Genomic DNA, 26,328 nt, shown 5'->3' with positions numbered 1-26,328 from the left:
GCCGGCGGGGTTCCCTGGCCGAGCTTGCGAGGTGAGGGAGCCGGTGGGACAACCGATGCGGTCAGGCGTCGATCCGCTCCCGGTCCAGGCTCGCTGCGCCCGCGATTATGAAGTCCTTGCGCGGCGCGACGTCCGAACCCATCAGGAGGTCGAACGTGTCCTCGGCCTGCTTGGCGTTTTCGATGCCGACTTTCCGGAGGGTGCGGTGCCGCGGATCCATGGTGGTCTCCGCCAGCTGCTCCGCGTCCATTTCGCCCAGGCCCTTGTAGCGCTGGATCGGTTCCTTGTACCGCTTGCCCTCTTTGGCGAGCCGGGCCAGGAGGACGTGCAGCTCCGCTTCCGAGTAGGTGTAGATCATCTCGTTGGCCTTCTGGCCGGCGTTGATCACTTCAACCCTGTGCAGCGGCGGAACCGCTGCGAAGACCCGGCCCTCGTCGATCATCGGCCGCATGTAGCGGAAGAACAGGGTCAGTAGGAGGGTTCGGATGTGGGCGCCGTCGACGTCAGCGTCGGTCATCAGGATGACCTTGCCGTACCGGGCGGCGCTGATGTCGAAGCTGCGGCCGGAACCGGCACCCACCACCTGGATCAGGGCGGCACACTCCGCGTTGGACAGCATGTCCCCGACCGAAGCCTTCTGGACGTTGAGGATCTTCCCGCGGATGGGCAGCAGCGCCTGGAAGTCCGAGGACCGGGCGAGCTTTGCCGTTCCCAGCGCGGAGTCACCTTCCACGATGAAGAGTTCAGATCGCGCGACGTCGTCAGTGCGGCAATCCGCGAGCTTGGTGGGCATGGAGGAGGTCTCCAGCGCATTCTTCCGGCGCTGGGTTTCCTTGTGGACCCGCGCCGAAATGCGGGACTTCATCTCGCTGACGATCTTCTCCAGCAGCAACGCCGACTGGGCCTTGTCGTTGCGGTTGGCGGAGTTGAGCTTGGCCGTGATTTCCTGCTCCACCACTTTGGCCACGATGGCGCGCACGGCCGAAGTGCCCAGGATTTCCTTGGTCTGGCCCTCGAACTGGGGCTCTGCCAGGCGGACTGTCAGGACGGCGGTGAGGCCGGCGAAGATGTCGTCCTTGTCGATCTTGTCGTTGCCGGCTTTGAGCTTGCGGGCGTTGCTCTCGACGGCCTTGCGGAAGGTCTTGACCAGGGCCTGTTCAAAGCCGGACTGGTGCGTTCCGCCCTTGGGGGTGGAGATGATGTTGACGAAGCTGCGGACTGCGCTGTCGTAGCCGATGCCCCAGCGCAGGGCCACGTCCACTTCGCAGTCGCGTTCGACCTCGGCAAGCTGGCTGTGGCCGCGCTCGTCCAGCACCGGGACGGTTTCCTTGAACTTGCCGGCGCCGTGCAGCCGCCAGATGTCCGTCACTGCCGGATCGGCGGCGAGGAAATCAACGAACTCGGAGATGCCGCCGTCGTGATGGAACACCTCTTCGTGCGGGCCGGACTCCCCCGGGGTGCCGGGCAGCCGGCGCTCGTCGCGGACGGTGAGCTTGAGGCCCGGCACAAGGAACGAGGTCTGGCGGGCCCGTGCGGCCAGTTCGTCGTAGGAGAACTTGGCGTCCGGGGTAAAGATCTGGCGGTCCGCCCAGTAGCGGATGCGGGTGCCCGTAACACCGCGCTTTGCCTTGCCGATTACGTCCAGCACGGACCCGTCCACAAAGGGCGCAAACGTGGCGGCCGGATCCACCTTGGTGCCCTGGTCCTTGAAACGCCCCGGCTCGCCGCGCCGGAAGGACATCTTGTAGGTCTTGCTGCCGCGGTCCACCTCTACGTCGAGGCGTGCCGACAGTGCGTTCACCACAGAGGCACCCACGCCGTGGAGGCCGCCGGAAGCGGTGTAGGAGCCGCCGCCGAACTTGCCGCCGGCGTGCAGCTTGGTGAAGACCACTTCAACACCGGTAAGGCCCGTCTTCGGTTCCACGTCCACGGGGATGCCGCGGCCGTCGTCGTGGATCTCCACGGAATTGTCCGCGTGCAGGATGATCTGGATGTCGTGGCCGAAGCCGGCCAGGGCCTCATCAACGGAGTTGTCGATGATTTCCCACAGACAGTGCATCAGGCCGCGGGAGTCGGTGGAGCCGATGTACATGCCCGGCCTCTTGCGGACGGCTTCCAGGCCTTCCAGGACGGAGAGGTGCCGGGCGGTGTAATCAGAACTTGGTGCCACGGGTTGTGAACTCCTTCAGGGACGTAACAGCAGGCGCTTGCGGCGCCCTTCCTAGCCTAGTCGGCCCGGCCGCGAAGGCCGGTCTGCCACTCCTGGCAGGGGGTGTGGGCGGGGCCACTCGTGATGTTTTTGTGACCAGGCCGGCGCGCCTTGATGAATTCTTGCGGATACGCGTACAGCGAACTTGCCCCATCCTTGCGATGGAATTGCTACGAATACTGGTTACATAGACATACAGATCTACTAAGGAGGCCGAAATGACAACAGCAGTGGCAGACCGCACACTCAACGCACTGGACCGGTGCGATCGCTGCGGAGCGCAGGCATACGTCCGTGTTGTACTCGAGTCCTCCGGCGGGGAGCTGCTCTTCTGCGGCCACCATGCCCGCGCGGTCGAGTCAACGCTCAAGCCGTTGAGCTCCGACTGGCACGACGAGACGGGCCGGCTTCACGAGAAGGCGCCCGTAACAGTCGACTGACCTGACGACCAGACACAGGCAGGACCCCCTCCGGTTGGGAGGGGGTCCTGCTTTGCTTTAAGCCCAAAGCAACGCGGGGTCACTTCCTGCCCGAAAACCTCGATTTATCGGGCAGGAAGTGACCCCGCGTTGCTAATAGTCCGTGTCCTAGTCCAGGTAGTCCCGGAGCACCTGCGACCGCGACGGGTGGCGCAGCTTGGACATGGTCTTGGATTCGATCTGGCGGATGCGCTCACGCGTGACGCCGTAGACCTTGCCGATTTCGTCTAAAGTCTTCGGCTGTCCGTCGGTCAGGCCAAACCGCATGGCCACCACACCGGCTTCGCGCTCCGAGAGGGTGTCCAGCACCGAGTGCAGCTGCTCCTGCAGCAGCGTGAAGCTGACAGCATCCGCCGGAACCACGGCCTCGGAGTCCTCGATGAGGTCACCGAACTCCGAGTCGCCGTCCTCGCCGAGCGGGGTGTGCAGCGAGATGGGTTCGCGGCCGTACTTCTGGACCTCGACGACCTTTTCCGGGGTCATGTCCAGTTCCAGGGCCAGCTCTTCGGGCGTGGGTTCGCGGCCCAGGTCCTGAAGCATCTGGCGCTGCACACGGGCGAGCTTGTTGATGACTTCGACCATGTGCACCGGGATGCGGATGGTGCGGGCCTGGTCAGCCATGGCTCGGGTGATGGCCTGGCGGATCCACCAGGTGGCGTACGTGGAGAACTTGAAGCCCTTGGTGTAGTCGAACTTCTCGACTGCACGGATCAGGCCCAGATTGCCTTCCTGGATCAGGTCCAGGAACAGCATTCCACGGCCGGTGTAGCGCTTGGCCAGGGAGACCACGAGGCGGAGGTTGGCCTCCAGCAGGTGGTTCTTGGCGCGCTTGCCGTCGTGGATGACGAATTCAAGCTCGCGCTTGAACTTCGGGTCCATGGAGCCGTCATCAGCGTTGATCTTCTCTTCAGCGAAGAGCCCGGCTTCAATCCGGAGTGCAAGGTCAACTTCCTGCTCGGCGTTGAGCAGCGCAACCTTACCGATCTGCTTCAGGTAGTCCTTGACGGGGTCGGCGGTGGCGCCGGCGGACATGACCTGCTGGACAGGGGCGTCGTCGTCGTCGGCGTCGGAGTAGACGAAGCCCTTGCCGGTGGCAGCTGTTGCTTCCTTCGCGGCGTTGATTTCACCGTCATCGACGGCGTCCGGGCCGTCCATGACGATGTCGTCGAGGTCTTCCTCGACGTCGTCCTCGTCGTCGGAGCCGCGCGCGGCCTTTCCGGCGGCTTCAGCAGCGGCCTTGGCGCCGGGCTTGGGCCCGCGCTTCTTGGGTTCGGGCCTGCCATCCCCATCACCGGCGGTGGCATCCTTGACAGCTTTGTTTGCTGCCCGCGTGGCTGCACGCTTGGCGTTCGTTGCAGCCTGCTTCTCCTCAGGGGACAAGTCGTCCTGGGCGGCGGGTTCCTTCTTCGCGGAAGACGGGGTCACAGAAAACCTTTCTAGCGGCGGTCTGTGGAATCACCATACGGGCAACACCACTATGACCCTGTCAAGTCCGTGATCAACATCAGGTGCAACCACGGCCGGCAGAGTCCTTAAGTAGAACTGCCGGGGCGGCTGTAATGTTCCCGTAAAGGGGACCATTACGTGCACCAGATTCACGGACCCAACCGGGTCTCGGCATCCATTGTCTCACGGTTTTCCCAAACGCGGCCGCACGCCGCCGCCCGCTCCCTGTCAGGCGGCATCAGGTCCAAACTTCTGCCAGGCAGCCTCCTTCCGCGCAGCCCAGCCGCAGAGAGTCCCCCGGCGGACAAGTTCGAGCAGGAGTTCAGCGAGCCGGTAGCCGGGTTCTTCATCCAGCGCCTGTCCCAGGTGCGCGGCTGCATACGAGCCACGTCCACGGCACCAAGAAATCCAGCCGCGCCCCGCAAGCGCCGCCGCGGCGGACTGCCCGCCACCGGCCGCCAGCTGCTCCAGGACATGGTCCAGGTTGTTCATGCTGGTCCAGTCCGGCACGGGCGGCTCCAGGCCCAGCAGGACCTCGCCGTAGCCCGGGACCGTGGAATCCGGCAACGGGACCGGATTGGGCACGACCGGTCCGGAGCCGGACCCTGCGTCCTGTAGACCAGCGGCTTCCGGTAGACCGTCGGCCCGCGGACGCACTGGCGCCAGCCGGGACGCGGCGTCGAAGATGCCAAACTGCTCCGCGCCGGCGCATGCGGCAGTCCTGCCCGCGGCGGCCATCACCAGCACCGCGTCCCGCCAGGAAGGTACACGGAGTGATGCGCGGAGGAAGCCCTGGACGAGCGGGTCGGCCGGGCACTGCCCGGAACGGAACAGCGGTTCCCAGGAATCAAGGAGCGCGTCGAACTGTGCCCTGCTGCCCCGGCGGAGATCCAGCGGGACCATCCACGCCGCCTCGGCCGCACGCAGCCCGGTCATGTCCTCCGAGGACATGGCGGCAGGCGCGGGACGCTGTTCCTCCGGCGCCGGCCCGACGCTGCTGCCCCGGAAGACCATTTCGGCGTTAAGCCTGCTGTCCAGGATGTCACTGGTGGGACGGCCCGGCAGCGGGCAGCAGGATTGGTCTGTGCAGTAGGCGTCGCGCCAGTACGAATCGCCCACATACCAGGCCTCCCGGACGGGCATCCCGGCGGTGCCAAGCACTGCCTGCAGCGATGCCAGCAGCCCTGTATAGGTCTGGACTGAGCCCAGGCAGCCGTCCATCCAACCCTCGTTGGTGAAGAACACCAGCAACGAGGCGTCGGCGTGCGCGTCAGCGCGCAGGTAGTCCCGGACGGTGCCGGCAAACTTCTTCGGGTCCGCAAGGACCTCAGGGCCGGGCAGGTCAAGGCGGAGCGTGGCCCCAAGTCGTTTGCCCTGGAGCGTCATGGCCACCAGGCTGTCAGCTGGCCAATACCCGAGGGAGTGCGGAATGAACCCAAGGATGTCCTCGGGGCCCTGGACGGTGAGGTGATCTGGAGGAGTCATGCCTCCAGCTTTGGGCCGGGCACTGCACGCTGTCAGGCGCTGATTCCGCCATGTGTGAAAAAGCGCCTCTGTGGAGGAACAGTGTCAGTCGTCGTCGGCGGGTGTCCGCTGCTTCTTCCGGGCCAGGTTCTCCCGCCGCTGCCGGGCGAGGGCCCGCAGGAGCGGCGGAACAACGACTCCCTGCGCCGCCATTTGCCGGCGCACCTTCCGCCGGGAGGCCAGCGTCGCAAAGACGCCGATGCCGATGAGCAGGAATTGGACGCACAGGGCGATCCGGAACGGTTCCAGCCCGTAGAGGACGCCGTTGGAGAACCCGCTGGCGTACAGGATGTCCAGCACCAGCCCGATCAGGAAAATCGCCACGAGCGCGGCGATGAAGCCGCCCACGTTGACGATGCCGGTGGCCGTGCCGATCCGGTGCGCGGGGTTGAACGTCCGGGCGAAGTCGAAGCCGATCATCGAACCGGGACCGCCGATGGCCAGGACCACCACCAGCCCGGCCAGGAGCCACAGCGGCGAGCGGCCCGGCATCAGCAGCACCGCGGCCCAGGCGGCCGCCGTCGCACCGGCGATCAGCAGGACCATGGTGGAACGCCTCAGCGGGTGCCGCGACACAAAGCGGCCAATGAAGGGGCCCACGGCCATGGCGGCGGCCACGTACAGCGCCATCAGGGCTGCGACGGTTCCGGCGTCCAGCCCCTGGCCGGAAATAAGGAAGGGATAGCCCCAGGTCATGGCAAACACCGTGCCGCTGAACTGGATGGTGAAGTGGCTCCACATTCCCAGCCGGGTGCCCGGCTGGCGCCATGCCCTCGCGAGCGAGGCTCCGGTGGCCTTGAGCCCCTGCTGCGCCTGGGGCCGCGGGGTGCCCGGCGGGACATCCAGCAGGAACAGGAGGACAAGGACGACGGCGAGACCGGACATCCCGGCCAGCATCAGGAACGCCGGGGTCCAGCCGGCGGAATGCAGGACCAGGGCAAACGGGACAACGCTGAAAAGCTGCCCCAGCTGGCCGGACATGCCGGTCAGCTGGGTAACCAGGGGAACGCGCGCCGGGGCGAACCACAGCGGGATCAGGCGGATGACGGAGATGAACGTCATGGCATCGCCGGCGCCCACCAGCACCCTCCCCAGGACGCCGCCGGGGATGCTGTCGGCGAACGCCAGCTGGAGCTGCCCGAGGCCCATCAGGACTGCGCCGCCGGCAATCATGGCCCGCGAGCCGAACCGGTCCACGAGGACGCCCACCGGGATCTGGAGCCCGGCGTAGACGAGGAGCTGGAGGACGGTGAAGAAGGAGATGGCCGACGCGCTGGCGTGGAACCTCTCGGTGGCTTCAAGACCCACCACGCCGAAGGACGTCCGCTGCGAGACGGCAACCAGATACGCGAAGATTCCGATGGTCCAGATCAGCCAGGCGCGGGGTGCAGTCACTCCCCCATTATGCCCGGGCTGTGACGGCCGCCAGGTGTGGCGCCGCCAGGCGGACACGCACTGGACGGCTACTTGCCGGGATTTTCCCGGGCGAGGTAGGCCTCGACGGCCGCACCCAGCTCGTCGCCGTTGGGCAGGTTGTCGTTCTCGTCGGCCAGCAGCGACCTGCGGACGGTCCCCTCCGCTTTCTCGTCGTAACGGGATTCGAGGCGGGAAACCACCTGCTGGACGTCCTCGGACGCATCGATCTGCTCGGCAATCTGGCGGCTGACTTCCCGGCCGGCTTCACGGAGCCGGTCCGTGGGCAGCATCAGCGACGTCGCCGCGCCCAGGTACTCCAGGCCGGCCACAGCAGCCGTGGGGTATTCAGCCTCGGCCAGGTAGTGCGGAACGTGGATCACATAGCCGGCGACATTGCGCCCGGCCTCGACGAGCCGGAGTTCCAGGATGTGCCCTACTGCCGCGGGGACTTCCACGGTGGGCTTCCACACCGAGATGCCCTCGATCAGGTCCGGCCGGTTCCCGTGGACGGTGACGCCGACCGGGCGTGTGTGCGGCACCGGCATGGGAATGGAGTGGATCCACGTCACCAGGTTGACGTCCAGTTTTTCGGCAATGCCCACCACTGCGCGGGCGAAGCGCTCCCACTGGAGGTCCGGCTCAAAGCCGGCCAGCAGGAGGAACGGAAGTCCCAGGCCGTCGGTCAGCCTGTACAGCGCGAGCTTCGGCGCCTGGTAATCCTGCAGGTGGTCTTCCACGAACGAAACGTGGGGCCGCCGGGACCGGTAGTCGATGAGCTGGTCGGCGTCGAAAACCGCCACCGGCTCGGCGTCAAGGGTATCGAGCAGCTCAGCGTTGATCTGCTTCACAACATGGCCGGCGTCGGCAAACCCGGTAAACCCCATCACCAGGTTCAGGCCCCGGAGCGCCGGGCTGTTGAACAGCTCGATGTTGCTCGCGTAGAGCGCATCGGGGTCCAGCAGGGAGCCGGAAATCCGTTCAAGCACGGCATGTTCCTTTCGTGGTTTCGGGTGGATACCTCGTACAACGCCCCGGGCCACCGCGGCATTCCAGCTGGTGGTGTGTTGCAAGTCTCAGATGATTCCGCTGCGGCGGCGCAGACGGGCTACGATCGGAACTGGCCTGCCGGACGGGCTTGCGACGCCCCGGCGGAGTCCCAGGCCCACCGCAGCTTCGGTTTCCATGGCAGGACGCCAAACATGCATTCCTGCCCGAACAATCTTTGAGAAATGAGGACTGATCCCTATGGTCAAGACTACTGAAATCAACCTTAGTACCCTCGCGCGGGACCTTAAGAAGGCCCCCAGTGACGCCGTTGTCATCGGGGTGGGCCAGGGGCCGGACGGCCCCGTCCTCCTGGAGAATCCGCTGACGGCCAAGTCCGCGGAAGCATTGGCCGACTCCCTGAAGGTTCTGGGCGTCACCGGCGCCGCCGACCAGGTGGTCCGGCTCCCCGGCCTCCCCGAAACCGGCGCCGGCGTCCTCGTCCTCGCCGGCGTGGGCAAGGTGGGCGCAGACCGCGCCCTCGCCGGGGAAGCGCTCCGCCGGGCGGCAGGGTCCGCCGTGCGCCAGCTTGCCGGCTTCAGCACCGTGGTCCTGGCACTTCCGACGGCGGGTGTCGCCGACGTCGCGGCCGTCGCCGAAGGTGCCGCGCTGGGATCCTATGCCTTCACTGAATACCGTTCCTCCAAGGACGGCCTGAAGGACCCTGTCGGCAAGGCCGTCATCTACACGGATGTTGCCGACGGGCCGGAACTGCGGTCGGCCCTGGTGCGGGCCGGCCTGGTCGGCAAGGCAGTCAACGCCACCCGGTCGCTGGTCAACCAGCCGCCCAGCCACCTCTACCCGGAGTCGTTCGCCGAGGCCGCCAAGGAACTGGCCAAGGGCCTGCCGGTCAAGGTGACCGTCTGGGACGAGAAACGCCTCGAAAAGGAAGGCTTCGGCGGCATCATGGGCGTGGGCAAGGGCTCCACCCGGCAGCCCCGCCTGGTGAAGGTCGAATACGCCCCCGCGAAGGCGACCGCAAAGATCGCCCTGGTCGGCAAAGGCATCACCTTCGACACCGGCGGCATCTCCATTAAGCCTGCCCTGGGCATGGGCGACATGAAGTCCGACATGGCGGGCGCCGCCGTCGTCCTTAACACTGTGCTGGCGGTCGCCGGCCTGGGCTTGCCGGTGAAGGCGACCGCGTGGCTCTGCATCGCCGAAAACATGCCCTCCGGCGCCGCTTCGCGGCCCGCGGACGTCCTGACGATGTTCGGCGGCAAAACCGTCGAGGTGCTGAACACCGACGCCGAGGGCCGCCTGGTCATGGCGGACGGCATCGTCGCGGCGAGCCGGGAATTCCCGGATGCCATCATCGACGTCGCCACGCTCACCGGCGCGCAGCTTATTGCGCTCGGCAACCGCACGGCGGGCGTCATGGGGTCCGACAGCGTCACCGGGCCGCTCAAGGCCGCCGCGGACCGCGCGGGCGAACTGGTCTGGCCCATGCCGCTGCCTGAAGAGCTGCGCCCCAGCCTGGATTCCCAGGTGGCGGACCTGGCCAACATCGGGGAACGCCACGGCGGCATGATGACCGCTGCCGTCTTCCTGCGCGAATTTGTGGGTAAGGGCAAGGACGGGGAGCAGATCCCCTGGGCCCACGTGGACATCGCCGGGCCGTCCTTCAACAACGGAAGCCCCTATGGCTACACCCACAAACAGGGCACTGGCTGCACTGTCCGGACCCTGGTGGCGTACGTGGAGGACCTCCTGGCGGCAGCTGCCTGACCGGCTTTTTGACCTGTCACGCGGCTTTGTGACACCACGGTGAATCCTTGGACACAAAGCCGCGTGACACTCACCACAAGCGCTCCACAAACACGGCGCCAAGGTGGAGCATGGATAAGTGGTTCGCTAAGGTGAACCACGGTAGTCACAAATGCAAGAGAACCTGCCTGCTGGCATAATCACGGCAGTACAAGTTCCAAGACCAGATGATGCGTACGCTCGCGTCATCGTTCACGCGAGGGAGCGTCTAAGTGGCCGATCAGGCAACTGCGCAAGAATTCGACATCCTGGTACTCGGTGGCGGCAGCGGCGGATACGCCACCGCCCTGCGGGCCGTACAGCTTGGCTTCACCGTCGGCCTCGTGGAGAAGGGAAAGCTGGGCGGCACGTGCCTCCACAACGGCTGTATCCCCACCAAGGCCCTGCTGCACTCGGCGGAACTGGCCGACCACGCCCGCGACTCCGCCAAGTACGGCGTGAATGTCACCCTGGACAGCATCGACATCAACGCTGTCAACGCTTACAAAGACGGCATCATCGCCGGCAAGTTCAAGGGCCTCCAGGGACTGATCAAGTCCAAGGGCATCACCGTCATCGAGGGTGAAGGCAAGCTCCAGGGCACCGACACCGTTGTGGTGAACGGCACCGCCTACAAGGGCAAGAACATCGTCCTCGCCACCGGCTCATACTCCCGTTCCCTTCCGGGCCTGGAAATCGGCGGCCGCGTCATCACCTCCGACGAGGCGCTGAAGATGGACACCATTCCCAAGAGCGCCATCGTGCTCGGCGGCGGCGTCATCGGCGTCGAATTCGCCTCCGTCTGGAAGTCCTTCGGCGTGGACGTCACCATCGTTGAAGGCCTGCCGTCGCTGGTGCCCAACGAGGACACCGCCATCGTCAAGAACCTCGAGCGTGCCTTCAAGAAGCGCGGCATCAAGTTCACCACCGGCATCTTCTTCCAGGGTGTCGAGCAGAACGACACCGGCGTCAAGGTCACCCTCGTGGACGGCCAGACGTTCGAAGCCGAATACCTCCTGGTCGCCGTGGGCCGCGGTCCCGTCACCGCCAACCTCGGATACGAGGAAGCCGGCGTCACCATCGACCGCGGCTTCGTCATCACCAACGAGCGCCTCCACACCGGTGTTGGCAACGTCTACGCCGTGGGCGACATCGTTCCCGGCGTGCAGCTCGCACACCGCGGATACCAGCAGGGCATCTTTGTCGCCGAGGAAATCGCAGGCCTGAAGCCTGTCATCGTCGAGGACGTCAACATCCCCAAGGTCACCTACTGCGAACCTGAAATCGCGACCGTGGGCTACACGGAGAAGGCCGCCAAGGAAAAATTCGGCGACGACCAGATCCAGATCCAGGAGTACAACCTCGCCGGCAACGGCAAGAGCTCCATCCTGGGCACCGGCGGCCTGGTGAAACTGGTCCGCCAGAAGGACGGCCCCGTAGTGGGCGTCCACATGATCGGCTCCCGCATGGGTGAGCAGATCGGTGAAGCCCAGCTCATCGTGAACTGGGAAGCCTACCCGGAGGATGTGGCCCAGCTGCTGCACGCCCACCCCACCCAGAACGAGGCACTGGGCGAGGCCCACCTCGCCCTGGCAGGCAAAGCCCTCCACGGCTAAGCAGCCCCGCAATACAACAGGGCTTAGTGCACCGGGCATGATCCGCCGGGTGCACTAAGCTCGAACAAGCCAGCAATCATCCGCACAAAAAGATCAATAAGGAGAACGGGGACGACATGTCTGAATCCGTTAACTTGCCCGCCCTCGGTGAGAGCGTCACCGAAGGAACCGTCACCCGCTGGCTCAAGCAGGTAGGTGACCGGGTAGAGGTGGACGAGCCGCTGCTCGAGGTTTCCACCGACAAAGTAGACACTGAAATCCCCTCTCCCATAGCCGGCGTCATCGAGGAAATCCTCGTGGCCGAAGATGAGACCGCCGAAGTCGGCGCTCCGTTGGTCCGCATCGGTGATGGTTCAGGATCCGCAGCCCCCGAGGCAGCAGCACCGGCCGAAGAAGCTCCCGCCGCCGCTGCCGAAGAAGCCCCCGCCGAAGAGGCCCCGGCCGCACCGGCTGAAGCGGCTCCCGAAGCTGAGGCCCCCGCGGCAACCGGCGGCGAAAGCCACGAGGTCACCCTCCCGGCCCTCGGCGAAAGCGTCACCGAAGGCACCGTCACCCGGTGGCTGAAGGCAGTAGGCGACTCCGTCGAGGTGGACGAGCCCCTGCTCGAGGTATCCACCGACAAGGTCGACACCGAGATCCCCTCCCCCGTCGCGGGAACGCTTCAGGAAATCCGGGTCAACGAGGACGAAACCGCCGAGGTTGGCTCCGTGCTGGCCGTCATTGGTTCCGGTGCCGCTGCCCCCGCAGCTGCCCCCGCCGCCGCTCCTGCCCCGGCCGCCGAGGCCAAGACCGAAGCTCCGGCTCCGGCTCCCGCTGAAGCACCCAAGGCTGAGGCACCGAAGGCGGAAGCTCCCAAGGCAGAAGCTCCGAAGCCCGCTGCTGAGGCCGCACCGGCTGCGTCGGGCTCCGAGTCCGGCTATGTCACTCCCCTGGTCCGCAAGCTCGCCAACCAGCAGGGTGTGGACATCTCCTCCCTGTCCGGCACCGGTGTTGGCGGCCGCATCCGCAAGCAGGACGTGATCGCCGCAGCAGAAGCCAAGGCTGCTCCCGCCGCGGCCCCGGCCGCACGCGCAGCATCCGCTGCCCCCGCCGGCCCGGCTGCGTCTTCCCTGCGCGGAACCACGCAGAAGGCTCCCCGCATCCGCCAGGTCATCGCCCGCCGTATGCGCGAGTCCCTCGAGGTCTCCACCCAGCTCACGCAGGTGCACGAAGTGGACATGACCAAGATCGCCAAGCTGCGCCTCAAGGCCAAGAACTCGTTCCAGGCCCAGAACGGCGTCAAGCTCACCTTCCTGCCGTTCATTGCCAAGGCAGTGGCCGAAGCCCTCAAGCAGCACCCGAAGCTCAACGCTGCGTACGACGAGGACAAGCAGGAAATCACGTACCACAACGCCGAGCACCTGGCGATCGCCGTCGACACCGACAAGGGCCTGCTGGTTCCGGTCATCTCCGACGCCGGCAACCTGAACCTGGCCGGCCTGGCCGGCAAGATCGCCGACGTCGCCGGCCGCACCCGCGACGGCAAGATCGGTCCGGACGAGCTGTCCGGCGGCACGTTCAGCATCACCAACATCGGCTCGGTCGGCGCCCTGTTCGACACCCCGATCATCAACCAGCCGCAGGTGGGCATCCTGGGCACCGGAGCGATCGTCAAGCGTCCTGTGGTGGTGGCCGATGAGAACGGTGACGACTCGATCGCCATCCGCTCCATGATGTACCTGTCCCTGACGTACGACCACCGCCTGGTGGACGGCGCAGACGCAGGCCGCTTCCTGCAGACCCTGAAGGCCCGCCTTGAAGAAGGCGCCTTCGAGGCTGACCTGGGCCTGTAGCCCAGACCCGGAACGTACGAAGGCGGTGCACGCACCGGTGGGAAACCGCCGGAACGCGTGCGCCGCCGTCGCGGTTTAAGTACCCGGCCGCAACGGCCGGCGCGACACACGGGGCGGCACGGCCAGCCTTACTACATGGCGTAGAACGTCTGGCTAGACTGTTGCCATGATTATCGTCTACAACATCATGGTCTTCCTGCACATCGTCGGCGCCGCCATGATCGTCGGCATCTGGATCGGCAACATGAAGAAGCCCACCGTCCACCCCCGGCAGTTCGACGGCGCGGCGCTTCAGCTCATCACCGGCATCGTGATGATGGGGCTGATCCCGGCCCTGGACATGGACGCGAACTACTTCAAGCTGGGCATCAAGTTCGCGATCGCGCTGGCCGTAGGCGTCCTGGCCTTCATCGGACGCCGCAAGTACAAAAAGGGCGAGGACATCAGCAAGGGCCTCGCCCACAGCGTGGGCGGGCTGGCGCTCCTCAACGTGGCCATCGCCACCTTGTGGAACTGACTCCTTACCCAACACACCACGGCGGCGCGGCTCCCCTTGCCCGGGAGCGGCGCCGTCGCTGTTTGATCACCAAACCCCGGCGTTGGGGCGGTCACAATCCACTGAGAGCGGACAGCCCGTGCATGGGCGCCGCGGAGTCCCTAGGATGGGAACCGGCGGGACCCAGGCAGGAGCCGGTCCCGGTTCGTATCAATCTTTGAGGAGTGGACATGGCAGCAACGCGCAGCGCACACACAGTATGGAACGGCGACCTTTTTGCAGGATCGGGTCAGACCACGCTGGACAGCTCAGGACTGGGCACGTTCGACGTCACCTGGAAGGCACGCACCGAAGCTGCCGAAGGCAAGACCAGCCCGGAAGAGCTGATCGCCGCCGCCCACGCAAGCTGCTTCTCCATGGCGTTCAGCAACGAACTTTCAAAGGCCGGGTACACGCCGGACGAGGTCCGCACCAAGGCTGACGTGACCTTCGTTCCGGGCACCGGCATCACCGGCAGCCACCTGACCGTGTCCGCCACCGTCCCCGGCATCTCCGAAGAGGAGTTCCAGAAGATCGCCGGCGAGGCCAAGGTTGGCTGCCCTGTGTCCGGCGCGCTGGCCAGCATCGACATCACCCTGGACGCAACCCTGGAATCCTGATCCGGAGTCTGCAGCGTCCTGGCGCTGCAAACAGAAGGCCCTGCTCCCTGCCGGATAACCGGCGGAAGCAGGGCCTTCTGCATGCCCGCAGCCTCTTGTCGGCCGCAGGCGGGGCGTCAGTCGCCGTGCCGCCGCGCGGGCAGCGGAGCGGGCTTGAGCCGGCGGTAGCCTTCGCGGACGGGAGGGCGGTCCGTGGGCAGTTCCTGGACCATCTCCTTCAGTGCGCCGATCCCGTATTCCAGTTGGGGATCCTGGCCTGCGGCATAGGCGTGCGGCGGGTAGGCGACTTCGATGTCCGGGTCCACACCGTAGTTTTCGACGCTCCAGCCCACACCTCCGCCGAACCAGGTGGCGTACCGGGGTTGGGTCACGCCGGTGCCGTCCGCGAGTGAGTACCTGTTGTCGATTCCGACGACGCCGCCCCAGGTGCGCGTCCCGATCACGGGGCCGATGCCGCGGAGTTTCGACACCTGGGTGATGATGTCGCCGTCGGACCCGGCGAATTCGTCCGCGAGGACAATCACCGGCCCGCGCGGGGCGTGGTGCGGATAGGTGCGGGGCGCCTCGCCGCGGGGCATGCTCCAGCCGGTGACCTTGCGGCCGATCAGTTCCGCAACCAGCTGGGACGTGTGCCCGCCACGGTTGCGCCTGACGTCCACGATCAGCCCGTCCAGCGCCGTTTCGGTGTCGAGGTCCCGGTGCAGCTGGGCCCAGCCGTTGGCCATCATGTCCGGAATGTGCAGGTAGCCGAACGCACCGCCCGATGCTTCGCGCACCGTACGCCGGTTCGCGGCAACCCATTCCTGGTAGCGCAGGCGCTCCTCGTCCTTGACCGGGACCACGGCGATGCGCCGCTGGATCCCGGCGTCGGGGCCGTGGCCGGGACCGTTGCTGAGCGTGAGCTCCACGGCGCGGCCCGCCGCGCCCACCAGCTGCATGGCCGGGGTCACCGTTGCGGAGAGCGGGACTCCGTCGATTGCCAGCAGCAGGTCCCCCGCTTTGGCGCCGGCGCCGGGGCGGGTCAGCGGGGAGGTTGCCAGCGGATCCGAGGACTCGCCGGCCAGGATCCGCGTGATCTCCCATCCGGCGGCCGTGAAGGCAAGGTCGGCGCCCAGGCGCCCCTGGCCGTTGCTGCCGTTCTCCGTCACCGCGGCAGGCCGGACGTACGCGTGCGACGTGCCGAGCTCGCCGTGAAGTTCCCAGAGCAGGTCCACGAGGTCGTCATGGGAGCCGAGCCGGTCCACGAGGGGGCGGTAGCGCTTATGGACCGAGTCCCAGTCCTGGCCCGCCATGTCTTCGGCCCAGAAAAAGTCGCGCTGCAGCCGCCAGGCTTCGTCGAACGCCTGGCCCCAGACGCTGAGCGGGTCCATCATCACCCGGATGCGGCCAAGGTCCACCTTGACCAGCTGCCCGGACTCCTCGTCGGCCTTCGCGCCTGACGGGACCACACTGACCTTCTTGTCGCGGACCAGGACAACTTTCTTGCCGTCACCCGACAGCCGGTAGCTATCCACGGCGTCCACCAAGGTCACCGTTTTCCGGCGGGCAAGGTCGAACCGGACCAGGCTGGGCGGCGTGTCCTTGTCCTCCTGGCTGGCCTTGCCGTCGCCGATGACACCGGTGAGGGCCCAATCCAGCCAGAGGAGGGCGCCGTCCGTGGCCCGGAGCGAGGAGTAGTTGCCCTGCGGAACCGGCACGCCTATCACCCGGTGTGCCAGGCCTTCTGCATCAACCCGTACTTCCGGGACGCGGGCGGCGTCCGTGCCCTCGGGCTCAACGCCTGCGCCGTCCAGGTCAACGGCCGGGCCAAACGGGGACGGTGTATCGGCGGACAGGGCTACCAGGTAGGGCTTGATGGGGCTGGGGAACGACAGGTCGAAGGAGTGGCCGTCGTACACCGGGTCGAAGCTGCGGTTGGAGAGGAAGGCAAGGAACTTGCCGTCCGGCGTGAAGCCGGGCGATTTGTCGCAGAACCGGCCGTCAGTGACCTCAACCACCGCGGCTTCCTTGGCTCCGGCCTGGACCAGCCGGAGCCTGCTGCGCGAACCGAACGACGTGACGGGTTCAGACCAGGCCAGCCACCGTGAATCGGCTGACCAGCTCAATTCCGAGATGGTGCCCTCGCCGATGCTGGCCACGAGGGAGAGTTCACCGGTGGCGGTGTCCGCGACGTAAACGTCGCCGAAGGACGTACCGACTGCGAGCCACCGGCCATCGGGGCTCGCTTCCATGGAGCTGGCGCGGGCGGGCTTGGAGAAGGCGATGCGGGTGGGTGCCGTGCCCGTGGCGGCTTCCTCCGCCGTCCCGTCAGCAACGGGTGCGACGTCGGCCCGGGAGTCGTCGCCCACCGGCGCCGTGACAGGCGCGGCAGGGGCGGCCGTGCCGGCTGCCGGCACCGGCCGTGGCAGCGAAGCCGCGGCATCATCGGCAGGCGCGTCAGCAGGCACCGGTGCGGGTGCCGCGTCAGCTGCCGCGGCCAGGCCGGGCACGTGCGCGGCGATCTCCTTGATGTACAGCGCCTCGACGCCGTCGTGATCAGCGATGTAGGCGAGGCGTCCGCCGTCGAGCGGCCTGGGGAGCCGTGCGCGGACCCCGGGCGTGGCCTCAACCACGCGGGAAGGACCGTCCTTGTGGCGGATCCAGTGGATGGTGCCGTGGGCCTCGACGGCGCTGGCGGAGCCGGTCGCATCGGGAACCACCGCCCCGAGGTGCTTCTCGGTCTTCAGCAGGCCCGGGCGCCGGGACTGTGAGGCCGAGCCGAGGGAGATGTCCAGCCGCACGGCGTCCGAACGCAGGTCGTGGAGGACCCAGAGTTCGCCGGCGGACTCGAACACGATCCGCTGCCCGTCGGTGGCTGCATGCCGGACGTAGAAGTCCTCATGGTCGGTGTGCCGGCGCAGGTCGCCGCCGCCCGGCAGGACCGAGTACAGGTTCCCGAACCCTTCGTGGTCGGACAGGAAGGCAATCCGCCCGTCCACCCACATGGGATCCGTGAGGTTGCCGTCCAGCTCGGGGACAAGGCGTTCGAACTCGCCGTTGCCGTCAGAATCGATCCAAAGCTTTCCTGCGGTACCGCCGCGGTAGCGCTTCCACCAGGCCGGCTCGCGGGACAGGACGCTGGCAAGGACTACGGGCCGTTCGTCGCCGACTTCAGGCCCGAAGGCCACTGATTCCACCGGGCCGAACGGCAGCTCCTCGGCCCAGCCGCCGTCGACCGGAACGCTGTAGGCGTACGTGTGCCGGCTCTCGGCCTGGCGGAAGGCGCTGGTGACCAGTGCTGCGCCGCCGGCGGTAAATCCCTTCACCCGGGTGCTGGCGTGGCCGAAGTAGGTCAGCTGGCGGTAGCCGCCGCCGTCCACTTCCGCTGTCACCACCTCGGGCGCTGTCCCCTGGACGACGGTCCAGACCAGCCGCTTGCCGTCCGGCGTGAAGCGGGGGTTGCGGGCTGGGAGCTGGAGGGAGGAGACACGCCATGCCCGTCCTCCGCCAAGGGGCGCGATCCAGACGTCGTCCTCGGCCACGAAGGTGACCAGATCGCCGTGCACATGCGGGAATCGGAAGTAGCTCGAAGAGGTCATCAGTCGATCATAGTCAACTCACCGGGCCCCCTGGCGGAGGTGCCGCGGGATGCCGGGCATGGTGAGATGGATCATGCGCATCGTCATTGCCGGGGCCTCCGGGCTCATTGGAACCCACCTGTCCACCGTCCTGCGGCATGCCGGCCATGAGGTGGTCACCCTGGTCCGGCGCGCACCCTCTTCGACGGCGGAAATCGGCTGGGATCCGTCGGCCCGCCGCCTCGACCCGGCCTCCCTGGCCGGTGCCGGCGCCGTGATCAACCTCTCCGGAGCGGGCATCGGTGACCGGCCGTGGACCCGCCGCCGGATTGAGGAACTGTTCAGGTCCCGCCTGGACGCCACCGGAACGCTGACGCAGGCGATGCAGCAGCTTGATGTCCCGCCGCCCGCCTTCATCAGCCAGTCCGCGTCCGGATACTACGGCGATGCCGGAAGCACGGTGCTCAACGAGGGCACAAAAGCCGGAACCGGCGTCCTCTCACGGCTGTGCGTCGAATGGGAGGCAGCCGCGCATGCTGCTCCGCCGGGCGTGCGGGTGGTGACGCCACGCACCGGCGTAGTGTTCAGCCGCTCGGGCGGCGCACTGGGCAGGCTGCTTCCCCTGCTCCGCTGCGGAATCGGCGGTCCGCTGGGCCACGGCAGGCAGTACTGGCCCTGGGTGACACTGCCCGATGTCTCCGCGGCTTTCCAGTTCCTGATCGACTCACAGCACACAGGGCCGGTCAATGTCTGCGCCCCCGAAAGCGCGGACGTTAATTCCCTGATCTCAGCACTGGCTGCCGCCCTGCACCGTCCGGCCATCCTTCGTGTGCCGGCCCCGGTCCTGCGGCTCGTTTTGGGAAAACTTGCCGATGAGTTGCTGTTGCCAAGCCAGCGCATGGACCCGGAAATCCTGTCCGGTGCCGGGTTCGGCTGGGAGCACGCCTCTTTGGCGCGTGCGGCCGCGTGGATAGCGTCCTGACCTCTCCTGCAGGTCACTCCGGACCGGGATCTTGGACTTGGGCACCGCCCGCACTGGATGCCCGGTCACGGCCCCGGCAGAATCTCGGACAGACGCCATTGACCATCCACCTGCACCAGAACCAGCCGGAGCTGCTGGGGCGGGGCGGCGAGACCCGTGGCCACCAGCCCTCCTGAGCGGTCGACTTCCTCATAGGCTGACGCCGCCGAGGTGACAGCAACCACCGCCCGGCTTTCGTTGCTGTCAGGATGGACGCGCACGTCCGACAGGAGGCTCGTGAAGCCAGCCAGGACATGGCCCGATTCACGGAGCGGGCCGGCGATGCGCCCGTCCGCGGCCGACGCCGTCGAGCCTTGCACTGTGACCTGGTCCAGCAGGTCCAGCCGCCCCGAACTGAAGGCAAGCGACCGCAGCGAGGCAAGGCCCTGGACCGCTTCGCCCGGGTCCGCCGAGCCCAGCTGCGCCGTCACGGTGTCCGGGATCCCGACGTCGGCCTGCCCCTCGCTCCGGCTCTCCAGGGTCCGGTTCTCCTGGGTCCGGCTGTCCCCGCTCTGACTGTCCCCGCTGCCCGCCAGCACATGGTCCGGACCAGCCGGCGCCGTACCGCCCATGGCAGCGAACCACCACGCGGCCGCCAGGACCACAAGCGACACCGTTGCGGAAAGGACCCGCGACCCGTTCACGGGCCGACGTCGGGCTGGCCCGACATGCCGGCCGCCCGGCCGTGCCGGTTCTGGGCCTGCGGCGTTTCCACCGGCAGTGTTTCCGCCGGCTATTCTCCGGTCTGTGCTGATGTGGGGTGCGGTGCCTGGGCCTGCGCCACTGATCCGCGGCGGGCTTTCCGCTCCGCCATCGCCGGGAAACGGCAGCACCTGCCTTGCGCCGATGACACCGGACCAGCGGGAGGTGGACATCCGCCGCCGCCAGGCATGAAGTGACTCCCGGACCCCGGAGCCTGAACGCTCGGGGAGCGGACGGCGCGTCAGGAGTTCCGGCAGCACGCTGGGGTGCACGGATCCGGCCAGGTCAACAGGGAGCGGGGCGGCACTGCGGTAGACCGCGGCGGCCAGCTCAACGGCAGTGGGCCTGAGCCGCCGGTCTTCGTTGAGGCCTGCCTCAAGGGCCGCGGCCAGTTCCACCGGAACGCCCGGAAGGATCAGCGGCAGCGGCGGCCGGTCCGACGTCCGGCCGGGGATATCCCCGGTGAGGCAGTACCAGCCCAGCGCGGCAACGGAGTAGACGTCGCGCTCGGGCTGCAGGCCTGCCCGGACCGCATCCACCGGCGCCGGATCCATGAATCCCCGGGTACCGTGGCCCGGCACGGCAGCAGCGTCCCCCACCATCCGGGCAATGCCGACGTCGGCCAGCAACGGTTTGCCGTGGCTGGTGAACAGCACATTGCCCGGCGACACATCCGAGTGGGTATAGCCGTTGGAATGCAGATAGCCCAGCACCTGCGCAATCGGCGTCAGTACCGTCACCGTCTCGCCGATGCTGAGCTTTCCACGGCTGGCCACCAACTGGGCCAGAGAGCCGCCCGGCGCATAATCCACCAGCAGGCCGAGTCCGTCGCGGGAGTCCACCACAACGCGGAGCACGTCGTGGGCCTTCACAAGGTGCTGGTGGTCAAGCGCGGACAGGATCCGGATTTCCCGCCGGACGCCACTTTCGACGGCGGCGTACGGCGCGGTGTCCGGCGCCGAACCCGGCGGGGCCCCGGGGACAAAACACTTCAGGGCAAAGTCCGTGCCCGTGCGCTCGTCGGTCACAAGCCAGACGGTGGAGCTCCCGCCCCGGCCCAGCTCACGTCCCACGGAATAGCCGGGCACCTCCGGAACTGCAGAATCAGCCATGCCTTATGTCTAGCGGAAACCGGCCGGCGCCGCAGAAGTTATCCACAGGCGGCAGCGGAGCGGGCCACCACCGGCGCTCTGCGGCGGTGAGAGCTTGGACACTAAATCGGGAGCAGCGCCGGCCGGGGTCTAAGCTGGATGCCATGACTCTTGAGTTTTCCACGCTGGGTCTTGCACCGGATTTCGTTGATTACAGGTTGGGCTGGGACCGCCAGCGCGAACTCCATGACAAAGTCGTCGCTGCCGAGGCGCCCAGCACAGTCCTCATCCTTGAACACGCCGCTGTCTACACAGCCGGCAAACTCACCGAAGAACACGAGCGCCCGATGGACGGCACACCCGTCGTGGCCGTGGACCGCGGCGGCAAGCTCACCTGGCACGGCCCGGGCCAGCTGATCGCCTATCCGATCCTCAAGCTGAAGAACAGGTCCGGCATCCGCGACTATGTGGAACGACTCGAAGCCGTCATGATCGCCGTCATTGGTGACTACGGTATCAACGCTGAGCGCATCAAGGGACGCGCCGGGGTGTGGATCAAGGCTGACAGCAAGGGCCCGGACCGGAAGATCGCCGCCATCGGCATCCGCGTCCTGGACGGGGTCACAATGCACGGGATCGCCATCAACTGCAACAATGATCTGGCACCCTATGCCCAGATCATTGCCTGCGGCATCACCGACGCAGGCGTCACCACGATGTCCATCGAAGCCGGCAAAAACATCGCCCCCGGCGATATCGCGGACCGGCTCGCGGAAGAATTCCGCAAGCACGAAGAAGCACTCGTATCAAGCCCCGAAGGAGCTCTACTGTGACACTGGCACCAGAAGGCCGGAAGATGCTGCGCATTGAGCAGCGAAATGCGGCCACTCCGGTGGAGCGCAAGCCGGATTGGATCAAGGCCAAGGTCCAGATGGGCCCGGAATTCGTCCAGCTGAAGAACCTGGTCAAAAAGGAAGGCCTCCACACTGTGTGTGAAGAGGCGGGCTGCCCCAACATTTTCGAATGCTGGGAAGACAAGGAAGCCACCTTCCTGATCGGCGGTTCAGAGTGCACGCGCCGCTGCGACTTCTGCCAGATCGACACCGGCAAGCCCTCCCCCGTGGACATGTTCGAACCCACCAAGGTGGCCCGCTCCGTCCAGGCAATGCAGCTGCGCTACGCCACAGTCACGGGTGTGGCCCGCGACGACCTCGCCGACGAGGGTGTCTGGCTCTATGCCGAGACGGTCCGCAAGATCCACGAGCTCAACCCGGGTACCGGCGTCGAGCTTTTGATCCCTGACTTCTCCGGCAAACCGGAGCACATCGAGGCGATCTGCGATTCCAAGCCTGAGGTCTTCGCGCACAACGTCGAAACCGTGCCCCGCATCTTCAAGCGGATCCGCCCGGCCTTCCGGTACGACCGGTCGCTGGACGTCATCACCCAGGGCCGGAACCTGGGCATGGTCACCAAGTCCAACCTGATCCTGGGCATGGGCGAAACCCGCGAGGAAATCTCCGAGGCCCTCCGTGACCTGCACGAGGCCGGCTGTGACCTGATCACCATCACCCAGTACCTGCGCCCGTCCGAGCGCCACCTCCCGGTGGACCGCTGGGTCAAGCCGCAGGAATTCGTGGACCTCCAGCAGGAAGCAGACGAAATCGGCTTCCTCGGTGTGATGTCCGGCCCGCTGGTCCGCTCCTCCTACCGCGCCGGCCGCCTGTGGGCCACCGCGATGCGCAAGAAAGGCTGGGAAATCCCCGCCGAGCTCGCGCACATCGAGTCCTCCGGCAGCACCCGCCAGGAAGCCAGCTCACTGCTCGCGGCGCATTCCTGACCACACAGCTGCAGTGCCTGAGGGCCGGCACCGGATGTTATCCGGCGTCCGGCCCTCAGGCATAAATCACGTAGAATTAAGGCACTATGGCGAAATCCCCTGATTCCAGCAACTCCACTCCGGCGGCCTCAGACGCCCCGAAGCGTGGCCTCTTCTCGCGCAAGCCAAAAGAAGCGAAGGTCAAGAAGCCCAGCCGGCTCAAGCAGATCGGCGAAGTCTTCACCATGACCCGCCGCCACGATCCCATGGTCCCGTGGCTGATGCTGCTGGTGTTCCTGGGCGTGGTGGCCGTCAGCTTCCTGGTGGGCTTCTGGCTGGACAACTGGATCACCGGCCTGATCATCGGCATTCCGCTGGGCCTCCTCGGGGCAACCCTCATCCTGTCCCGGCGCGCAGAACGGGCAGCCTTCGCCCAGATCGAAAACCAGCCGGGCGCCTCCGGCGCCGCTTTGGGCACGCTCAAGCGCGGCTGGATCACCGAGGACCATCCCGTCGCGGTGAACCCCCGCACGCAGGACGCGGTATTCCGCGCCATCGGCCGTCCGGGCGTTGTCCTGGTCAGCGAGGGCCCCAGCCACCGGGTCAAGCCGCTGGTCGACGCCGAGCGGAAGCGCCTCGCGCGGATCCTGCCGAACGTCACGGTCCACGTGATCGAGAGCGGCCGCGGCGAGGGCCAGGTCCCCATCAGCCAGGTGGCCAAGAACATGGGCAAGCTGAAAAAGGAACTTACCAAGCTTGAGGTCAATGCCGTTTCCAAGCGGATTTCCTCGCTCGGCAAGGGCCTCCCCATCCCCAAGGGCATCGACCCCTACAAAGCGCGTCCCAACCGCGGACGCTAGGACACGTGGAGCCGTCCCGGTTCCGGCCCAGGCCGGCACCGGGACGGTTTTCTTTTGGGCGCCTGGCCGCCACCAACCCACAGAGATTGGAAATCAATGAACATGCCGCTGAAAACCGTCGTCATCCGCGCTTTCCGGATCCTTGCGGTCGCCGAGGCCTTCAGTTGGGCGGCACTGCTGACCGGCATGTATTTCAAGTGGATCGCCAGGACCACCGAATTGGGTGTGGAAATCGCCGGACCCATCCACGGCGCGCTCTTCGTCGGCTACGGACTTGCCGCACTCGCACTGTGGCGGATCCAGCGCTGGCCGTTCACTGTGGCCCTCTTTGCCGGCGGATCAGCTATCTTCCCGTTCGCCACCATCGCCTTTGAGCGCTGGGCCGGAAAGCGCGGCTACCTCACCGAGGGCGCCCGCCCACGCACCGAGGCCAGGGAAACGGCGGGGGTCTAGGGGGCGTCTGAAGTTCCCGGCCAACCCGGCAGCTATCGCCGGATCAGGACCGTGTTCATCGCCTTGTCGTGAAGGCCGCGGTGGTCCGGATCGAAGATGACGGCCGGAATCACCAGGCACAGGAGCAGCGCGCGCACCACAGCCGCCAGCGGACCTGCCGCGCCACCGCCCAGGCGCACCACGTGGATTCCCACGAGCCGGTGGCCGATGCTGTAGCCCAGGGTGCCCACCAGCAGGATCTGCTCTGCCGCAAACACGGCCAGGTTGGCCCAGGAATCGCCGCCGAAGGCCAGGTTGCTGATCAGCAGGGCAATCCCCCAGTCCACCATGATCGCCACAATGCGCCGCCCTGCACGTGCAATGGAGCCGGGACCGGACTCGGGCAACCCAAGCCGCTCGCCCGGGTATTTGGAAATACCCGAGGTATCCGGTCCGCTGAGCCAGGAGCCAATATCTTTGCGATCTACCACCGTCCAAGCTTACCGACTCACCAACGTTCATACTGTGGAACCCGTTAGACCACAGTATGGACACGGGATAGCGTTGCCATATCAGGGCATTCTGTAACCTGCCCGAAACAATGTGGACATGGACGGGAAATGCCTTGTCCATAGGCTGGGTGCAGTTTCAAGCAATTCCACTGAGCAGGGAAACTGCGTTTCCCTGCCTTTCGGATTGCGCTGGATCAGATGGCTTGCAGCCAGATATTACATATGCGTTAGGAGCATAGATGTTCAAGAATGCGGACGAAGTCCTCAAGTTCATCAAGGACGAAGATATTAAATTCGTCGATATCCGCTTCACCGACCTCCCGGGCGTCCAGCAGCACTTCAATGTGCCGGCCAAGAGCGTTGACGCAGACTTCTTCGTCAACGGCCAGCTCTTCGACGGATCTTCCATCCGCGGCTTCCAGGGCATCGCCGAGTCTGACATGCAGCTGATCCCGGACGTCACCACCGCATTCCTGGACACCTTCCGCATGGAAAAGACGCTGGCGCTGAACTTCTCCATCGTGAACCCGCGCACCGGAGACCCGTACCACCGCGACCCCCGTGGCGTTGCTGAGAAGGCTGAAGCCTACCTCGCATCCACCGGCATCGCCGACACCGCGTTCTTCGCTCCCGAAGCTGAATTCTTCGTGTTCGACAACGTCCAGTACGAGTCCTCACCGCAGGGCAGCTTCTACAAGATCGACTCTGAAGAAGCTCACTGGAACACCGGCCGCCAGGAAGAAGGCGGAAACCTGGGCTACAAGACCCCCGTCAAGGGCGGTTACTTCCCGGTCTCCCCCACCGACAAGCAGGCCGACCTGCGCGACGCCATGTGTGTTGCCCTGGACGAGGCCGGCCTTGAGGTTGAGCGCAGCCACCACGAAGTCGGCTCCGCCGGCCAGGCTGAAATCAACTACAAGTTCACCACCCTGACCCACGCCGCTGATGACCTGCAGAAGTTCAAGTACGTCATCAAGAACACGGCTGACGCCTGGGGCAAGTCCGTGACCTTCATGCCGAAGCCGGTCTTCGGTGACAACGGCTCGGGCATGCACTGCCACCAGTCGCTGTGGACCAACGGCGAGCCGCTGTTCTACGACGAGAAGGGCTACGCCGGCCTGTCCGACACCGCCCGCTGGTACATCGGCGGCCTGCTGAAGCACTCCTCCGCGGTGCTGGCATTCACCAACCCGACGGTCAACTCCTACCGCCGCCTGGTCAAGGGCTTCGAAGCCCCCGTGAACATGGTTTACTCGCAGGGCAACCGCTCTGCCGGTATCCGCATCCCGATCACGGGCTCCAACCCCAAGGCCAAGCGCATCGAGTTCCGCGCACCGGACCCCTCCTCCAACCCGTACCTGGCATTCGCTGCCCAGCTGATGGCCGGCATTGACGGCATCCGCAACCGCATCGAACCCCCGGCTCCCATCGACAAGGACCTCTACGAGCTCCCCGCCGAGGAAGCCAAGGACATCCCCAAGGCTCCGGGCACGCTCGAGGAGGCCCTGACGGCACTGGCCGAGGACAACGAGTTCCTCCAGGCCGGCGGCGTCTTCACCCAGGACCTGATCGACACCTGGATCGAGTACAAGTACGAGAACGAAATCAAGCCGCTCTCGCTGCGCCCGAACCCGTACGAGTTCGAGCTCTACTACGGCGTCTAGCCAGATCACGCGGCTGGAGCGGCTTTAGTCCACGCACAGTCCGCAAGTAATCGCGTTACAGCAAAGGCCGGTCCCAGGGCTTGGATTCTAGGGGTCGTTGCAACACCTGTTGGTTAGGTGGTTAGTAGTAAATCACGTAAACGCTCGGCTGGAGTTTTCCAGCCGAGCGTTTTGCGTGGGCGTCCGTTGAGTTCCTGCGCGACGTG

At 66.3% G+C, this 26,328-nt stretch carries 20 protein-coding genes; 12 read left to right on the top strand and 8 right to left on the bottom strand.

Annotation, left to right across the window (positions count from 1 at the left end):
• Positions 1-61: 61 nt before the first annotated feature.
• Positions 62-2,170 carry a DNA topoisomerase IV subunit B gene (locus EYS21_RS16065; RefSeq protein ID WP_131134253.1) on the bottom strand — a complete coding sequence of 703 codons (2,109 nt, stop codon included), beginning with the start codon at positions 2,168-2,170 and terminating at the stop codon, positions 62-64.
• A gap of 257 nt (positions 2,171-2,427) precedes the next feature.
• On the opposite strand from EYS21_RS16065, the gene EYS21_RS16060 reads away from it, so the two are divergent.
• Entirely contained in the window at positions 2,428-2,649 is a 222-nt protein-coding gene (locus tag EYS21_RS16060) for a hypothetical protein (RefSeq protein ID WP_131134252.1), read from the top strand.
• Positions 2,650-2,796: 147 nt separating this feature from the next.
• Here EYS21_RS16060 and EYS21_RS16055 read toward each other — a convergent pair whose 3' ends face one another.
• The 4 genes from EYS21_RS16055 to EYS21_RS16040 form a co-directional block, all read right to left on the bottom strand.
• Positions 2,797-4,113 carry an RNA polymerase sigma factor gene (locus tag EYS21_RS16055; RefSeq protein WP_131134251.1) on the bottom strand — a complete coding sequence of 439 codons (1,317 nt, stop codon included), beginning with the start codon at positions 4,111-4,113 and terminating at the stop codon, positions 2,797-2,799.
• A gap of 249 nt (positions 4,114-4,362) precedes the next feature.
• Positions 4,363-5,619 (bottom strand): DUF4192 domain-containing protein, encoded by a 1,257-nt coding sequence (locus tag EYS21_RS16050; protein ID WP_131134250.1) that lies wholly within the window; start codon positions 5,617-5,619, stop codon positions 4,363-4,365.
• An 84-nt stretch (positions 5,620-5,703) separates the two neighbouring features.
• Positions 5,704-7,053 carry an MFS transporter gene (locus tag EYS21_RS16045; RefSeq protein ID WP_131134249.1) on the bottom strand — a complete coding sequence of 450 codons (1,350 nt, stop codon included), beginning with the start codon at positions 7,051-7,053 and terminating at the stop codon, positions 5,704-5,706.
• Positions 7,054-7,121: 68 nt separating this feature from the next.
• On the bottom strand, positions 7,122-8,060 hold the full coding sequence (locus tag EYS21_RS16040) for a PAC2 family protein (RefSeq protein ID WP_131134248.1): 939 nt from the start codon (positions 8,058-8,060) through the stop codon (positions 7,122-7,124).
• A 259-nt stretch (positions 8,061-8,319) separates the two neighbouring features.
• Between EYS21_RS16040 and EYS21_RS16035 the strand changes: the two genes are divergently transcribed.
• The 5 genes from EYS21_RS16035 to EYS21_RS16015 all read left to right on the top strand — a co-directional run bounded on the left by EYS21_RS16035 (position 8,320) and on the right by EYS21_RS16015 (position 14,467).
• A complete protein-coding gene (locus EYS21_RS16035; protein ID WP_131134247.1) occupies positions 8,320-9,846 on the top strand; it encodes a leucyl aminopeptidase in 1,527 nt (508 codons plus the stop codon).
• 251 nt (positions 9,847-10,097) lie between these two features.
• Positions 10,098-11,480, top strand: coding sequence for a dihydrolipoyl dehydrogenase (lpdA, locus tag EYS21_RS16030; protein ID WP_131134246.1), 1,383 nt, complete (start codon positions 10,098-10,100; stop codon positions 11,478-11,480).
• A 116-nt stretch (positions 11,481-11,596) separates the two neighbouring features.
• Complete coding sequence (sucB, locus tag EYS21_RS16025) at positions 11,597-13,312, top strand: 2-oxoglutarate dehydrogenase, E2 component, dihydrolipoamide succinyltransferase (protein WP_131134245.1); 1,716 nt, start codon at positions 11,597-11,599, stop codon at positions 13,310-13,312.
• Positions 13,313-13,478: 166 nt separating this feature from the next.
• A complete protein-coding gene (locus tag EYS21_RS16020; protein ID WP_131134244.1) occupies positions 13,479-13,829 on the top strand; it encodes a hypothetical protein in 351 nt (116 codons plus the stop codon).
• A gap of 209 nt (positions 13,830-14,038) precedes the next feature.
• Positions 14,039-14,467, top strand: coding sequence for an OsmC family protein (locus EYS21_RS16015; RefSeq protein WP_131134243.1), 429 nt, complete (start codon positions 14,039-14,041; stop codon positions 14,465-14,467).
• A gap of 116 nt (positions 14,468-14,583) precedes the next feature.
• Here EYS21_RS16015 and EYS21_RS16010 read toward each other — a convergent pair whose 3' ends face one another.
• Entirely contained in the window at positions 14,584-18,045 is a 3,462-nt protein-coding gene (locus EYS21_RS16010) for a S41 family peptidase (RefSeq protein ID WP_131134242.1), read from the bottom strand.
• 73 nt (positions 18,046-18,118) lie between these two features.
• Here EYS21_RS16010 and EYS21_RS16005 point away from each other — a divergent pair, with 73 nt between their 5' ends.
• Positions 18,119-19,006 (top strand): TIGR01777 family oxidoreductase, encoded by an 888-nt coding sequence (locus EYS21_RS16005; RefSeq protein ID WP_131134415.1) that lies wholly within the window; start codon positions 18,119-18,121, stop codon positions 19,004-19,006.
• A 65-nt stretch (positions 19,007-19,071) separates the two neighbouring features.
• On the opposite strand, the gene EYS21_RS16000 is transcribed toward EYS21_RS16005, so the two are convergent.
• A complete protein-coding gene (locus tag EYS21_RS16000) occupies positions 19,072-20,859 on the bottom strand; it encodes a serine/threonine-protein kinase (RefSeq protein WP_131134241.1) in 1,788 nt (595 codons plus the stop codon).
• A gap of 143 nt (positions 20,860-21,002) precedes the next feature.
• On the opposite strand from EYS21_RS16000, the gene lipB reads away from it, so the two are divergent.
• The 4 genes from lipB (at position 21,003) to EYS21_RS15980 (ending at position 23,967) form a co-directional block, all read left to right on the top strand.
• Positions 21,003-21,671 (top strand): lipoyl(octanoyl) transferase LipB, encoded by a 669-nt coding sequence (gene lipB / locus EYS21_RS15995; RefSeq protein WP_131134240.1) that lies wholly within the window; start codon positions 21,003-21,005, stop codon positions 21,669-21,671.
• On the top strand, positions 21,668-22,675 hold the full coding sequence (gene lipA / locus EYS21_RS15990) for a lipoyl synthase (protein WP_131134238.1): 1,008 nt from the start codon (positions 21,668-21,670) through the stop codon (positions 22,673-22,675). The genes lipB and lipA overlap by 4 nt, the downstream gene beginning before the upstream one ends.
• A gap of 86 nt (positions 22,676-22,761) precedes the next feature.
• The gene (locus tag EYS21_RS15985; RefSeq protein WP_131134236.1) at positions 22,762-23,514 is read left to right on the top strand and encodes a DUF4191 domain-containing protein; all 753 of its coding nucleotides are present in this window, start codon (positions 22,762-22,764) and stop codon (positions 23,512-23,514) included.
• Between the two features lie 102 nt (positions 23,515-23,616).
• Positions 23,617-23,967 (top strand): DUF3817 domain-containing protein, encoded by a 351-nt coding sequence (locus tag EYS21_RS15980; RefSeq protein WP_131134414.1) that lies wholly within the window; start codon positions 23,617-23,619, stop codon positions 23,965-23,967.
• Positions 23,968-23,999: 32 nt separating this feature from the next.
• Here EYS21_RS15980 and EYS21_RS15975 read toward each other — a convergent pair whose 3' ends face one another.
• Entirely contained in the window at positions 24,000-24,437 is a 438-nt protein-coding gene (locus tag EYS21_RS15975; protein WP_131134234.1) for an RDD family protein, read from the bottom strand.
• Between the two features lie 260 nt (positions 24,438-24,697).
• Here EYS21_RS15975 and glnA point away from each other — a divergent pair, with 260 nt between their 5' ends.
• Positions 24,698-26,122 (top strand): type I glutamate--ammonia ligase, encoded by a 1,425-nt coding sequence (glnA, locus tag EYS21_RS15970; protein ID WP_131134232.1) that lies wholly within the window; start codon positions 24,698-24,700, stop codon positions 26,120-26,122.
• Positions 26,123-26,328 lie beyond the last annotated feature (206 nt).

The sequence above is a fragment of the Arthrobacter sp. S39 genome (genome assembly GCF_004320525.1).
Taxonomy (GTDB): domain Bacteria; phylum Actinomycetota; class Actinomycetes; order Actinomycetales; family Micrococcaceae; genus Arthrobacter.
Note: the sequence above shows the minus strand (reverse complement) of the source record. Positions and strands in the feature narration are given on the sequence as shown.

What these genes read in the sequence shown, in the direction of transcription:
- EYS21_RS16015 (WP_131134243.1), top strand. Translation starts at nt 14,039, where the DNA reads ATGGCAGCAACGCGCAGCGCACACACAGTATGGAACGGCGACCTTTTT.
- EYS21_RS16035 (WP_131134247.1), top strand. Translation starts at nt 8,320, where the DNA reads ATGGTCAAGACTACTGAAATCAACCTTAGTACCCTCGCGCGGGACCTT.
- EYS21_RS16000 (WP_131134241.1), bottom strand. Translation starts at nt 20,859, where the DNA reads ATGGCTGATTCTGCAGTTCCGGAGGTGCCCGGCTATTCCGTGGGACGT.
- EYS21_RS16050 (WP_131134250.1), bottom strand. Translation starts at nt 5,619, where the DNA reads ATGACTCCTCCAGATCACCTCACCGTCCAGGGCCCCGAGGACATCCTT.
- EYS21_RS15985 (WP_131134236.1), top strand. Translation starts at nt 22,762, where the DNA reads ATGGCGAAATCCCCTGATTCCAGCAACTCCACTCCGGCGGCCTCAGAC.
- EYS21_RS16005 (WP_131134415.1), top strand. Translation starts at nt 18,119, where the DNA reads ATGCGCATCGTCATTGCCGGGGCCTCCGGGCTCATTGGAACCCACCTG.
- glnA (WP_131134232.1), top strand. Translation starts at nt 24,698, where the DNA reads ATGTTCAAGAATGCGGACGAAGTCCTCAAGTTCATCAAGGACGAAGAT.
- sucB (WP_131134245.1), top strand. Translation starts at nt 11,597, where the DNA reads ATGTCTGAATCCGTTAACTTGCCCGCCCTCGGTGAGAGCGTCACCGAA.
- EYS21_RS16010 (WP_131134242.1), bottom strand. Translation starts at nt 18,045, where the DNA reads ATGACCTCTTCGAGCTACTTCCGATTCCCGCATGTGCACGGCGATCTG.
- EYS21_RS16020 (WP_131134244.1), top strand. Translation starts at nt 13,479, where the DNA reads ATGATTATCGTCTACAACATCATGGTCTTCCTGCACATCGTCGGCGCC.
- EYS21_RS15980 (WP_131134414.1), top strand. Translation starts at nt 23,617, where the DNA reads ATGCCGCTGAAAACCGTCGTCATCCGCGCTTTCCGGATCCTTGCGGTC.
- lipB (WP_131134240.1), top strand. Translation starts at nt 21,003, where the DNA reads ATGACTCTTGAGTTTTCCACGCTGGGTCTTGCACCGGATTTCGTTGAT.
- EYS21_RS16060 (WP_131134252.1), top strand. Translation starts at nt 2,428, where the DNA reads ATGACAACAGCAGTGGCAGACCGCACACTCAACGCACTGGACCGGTGC.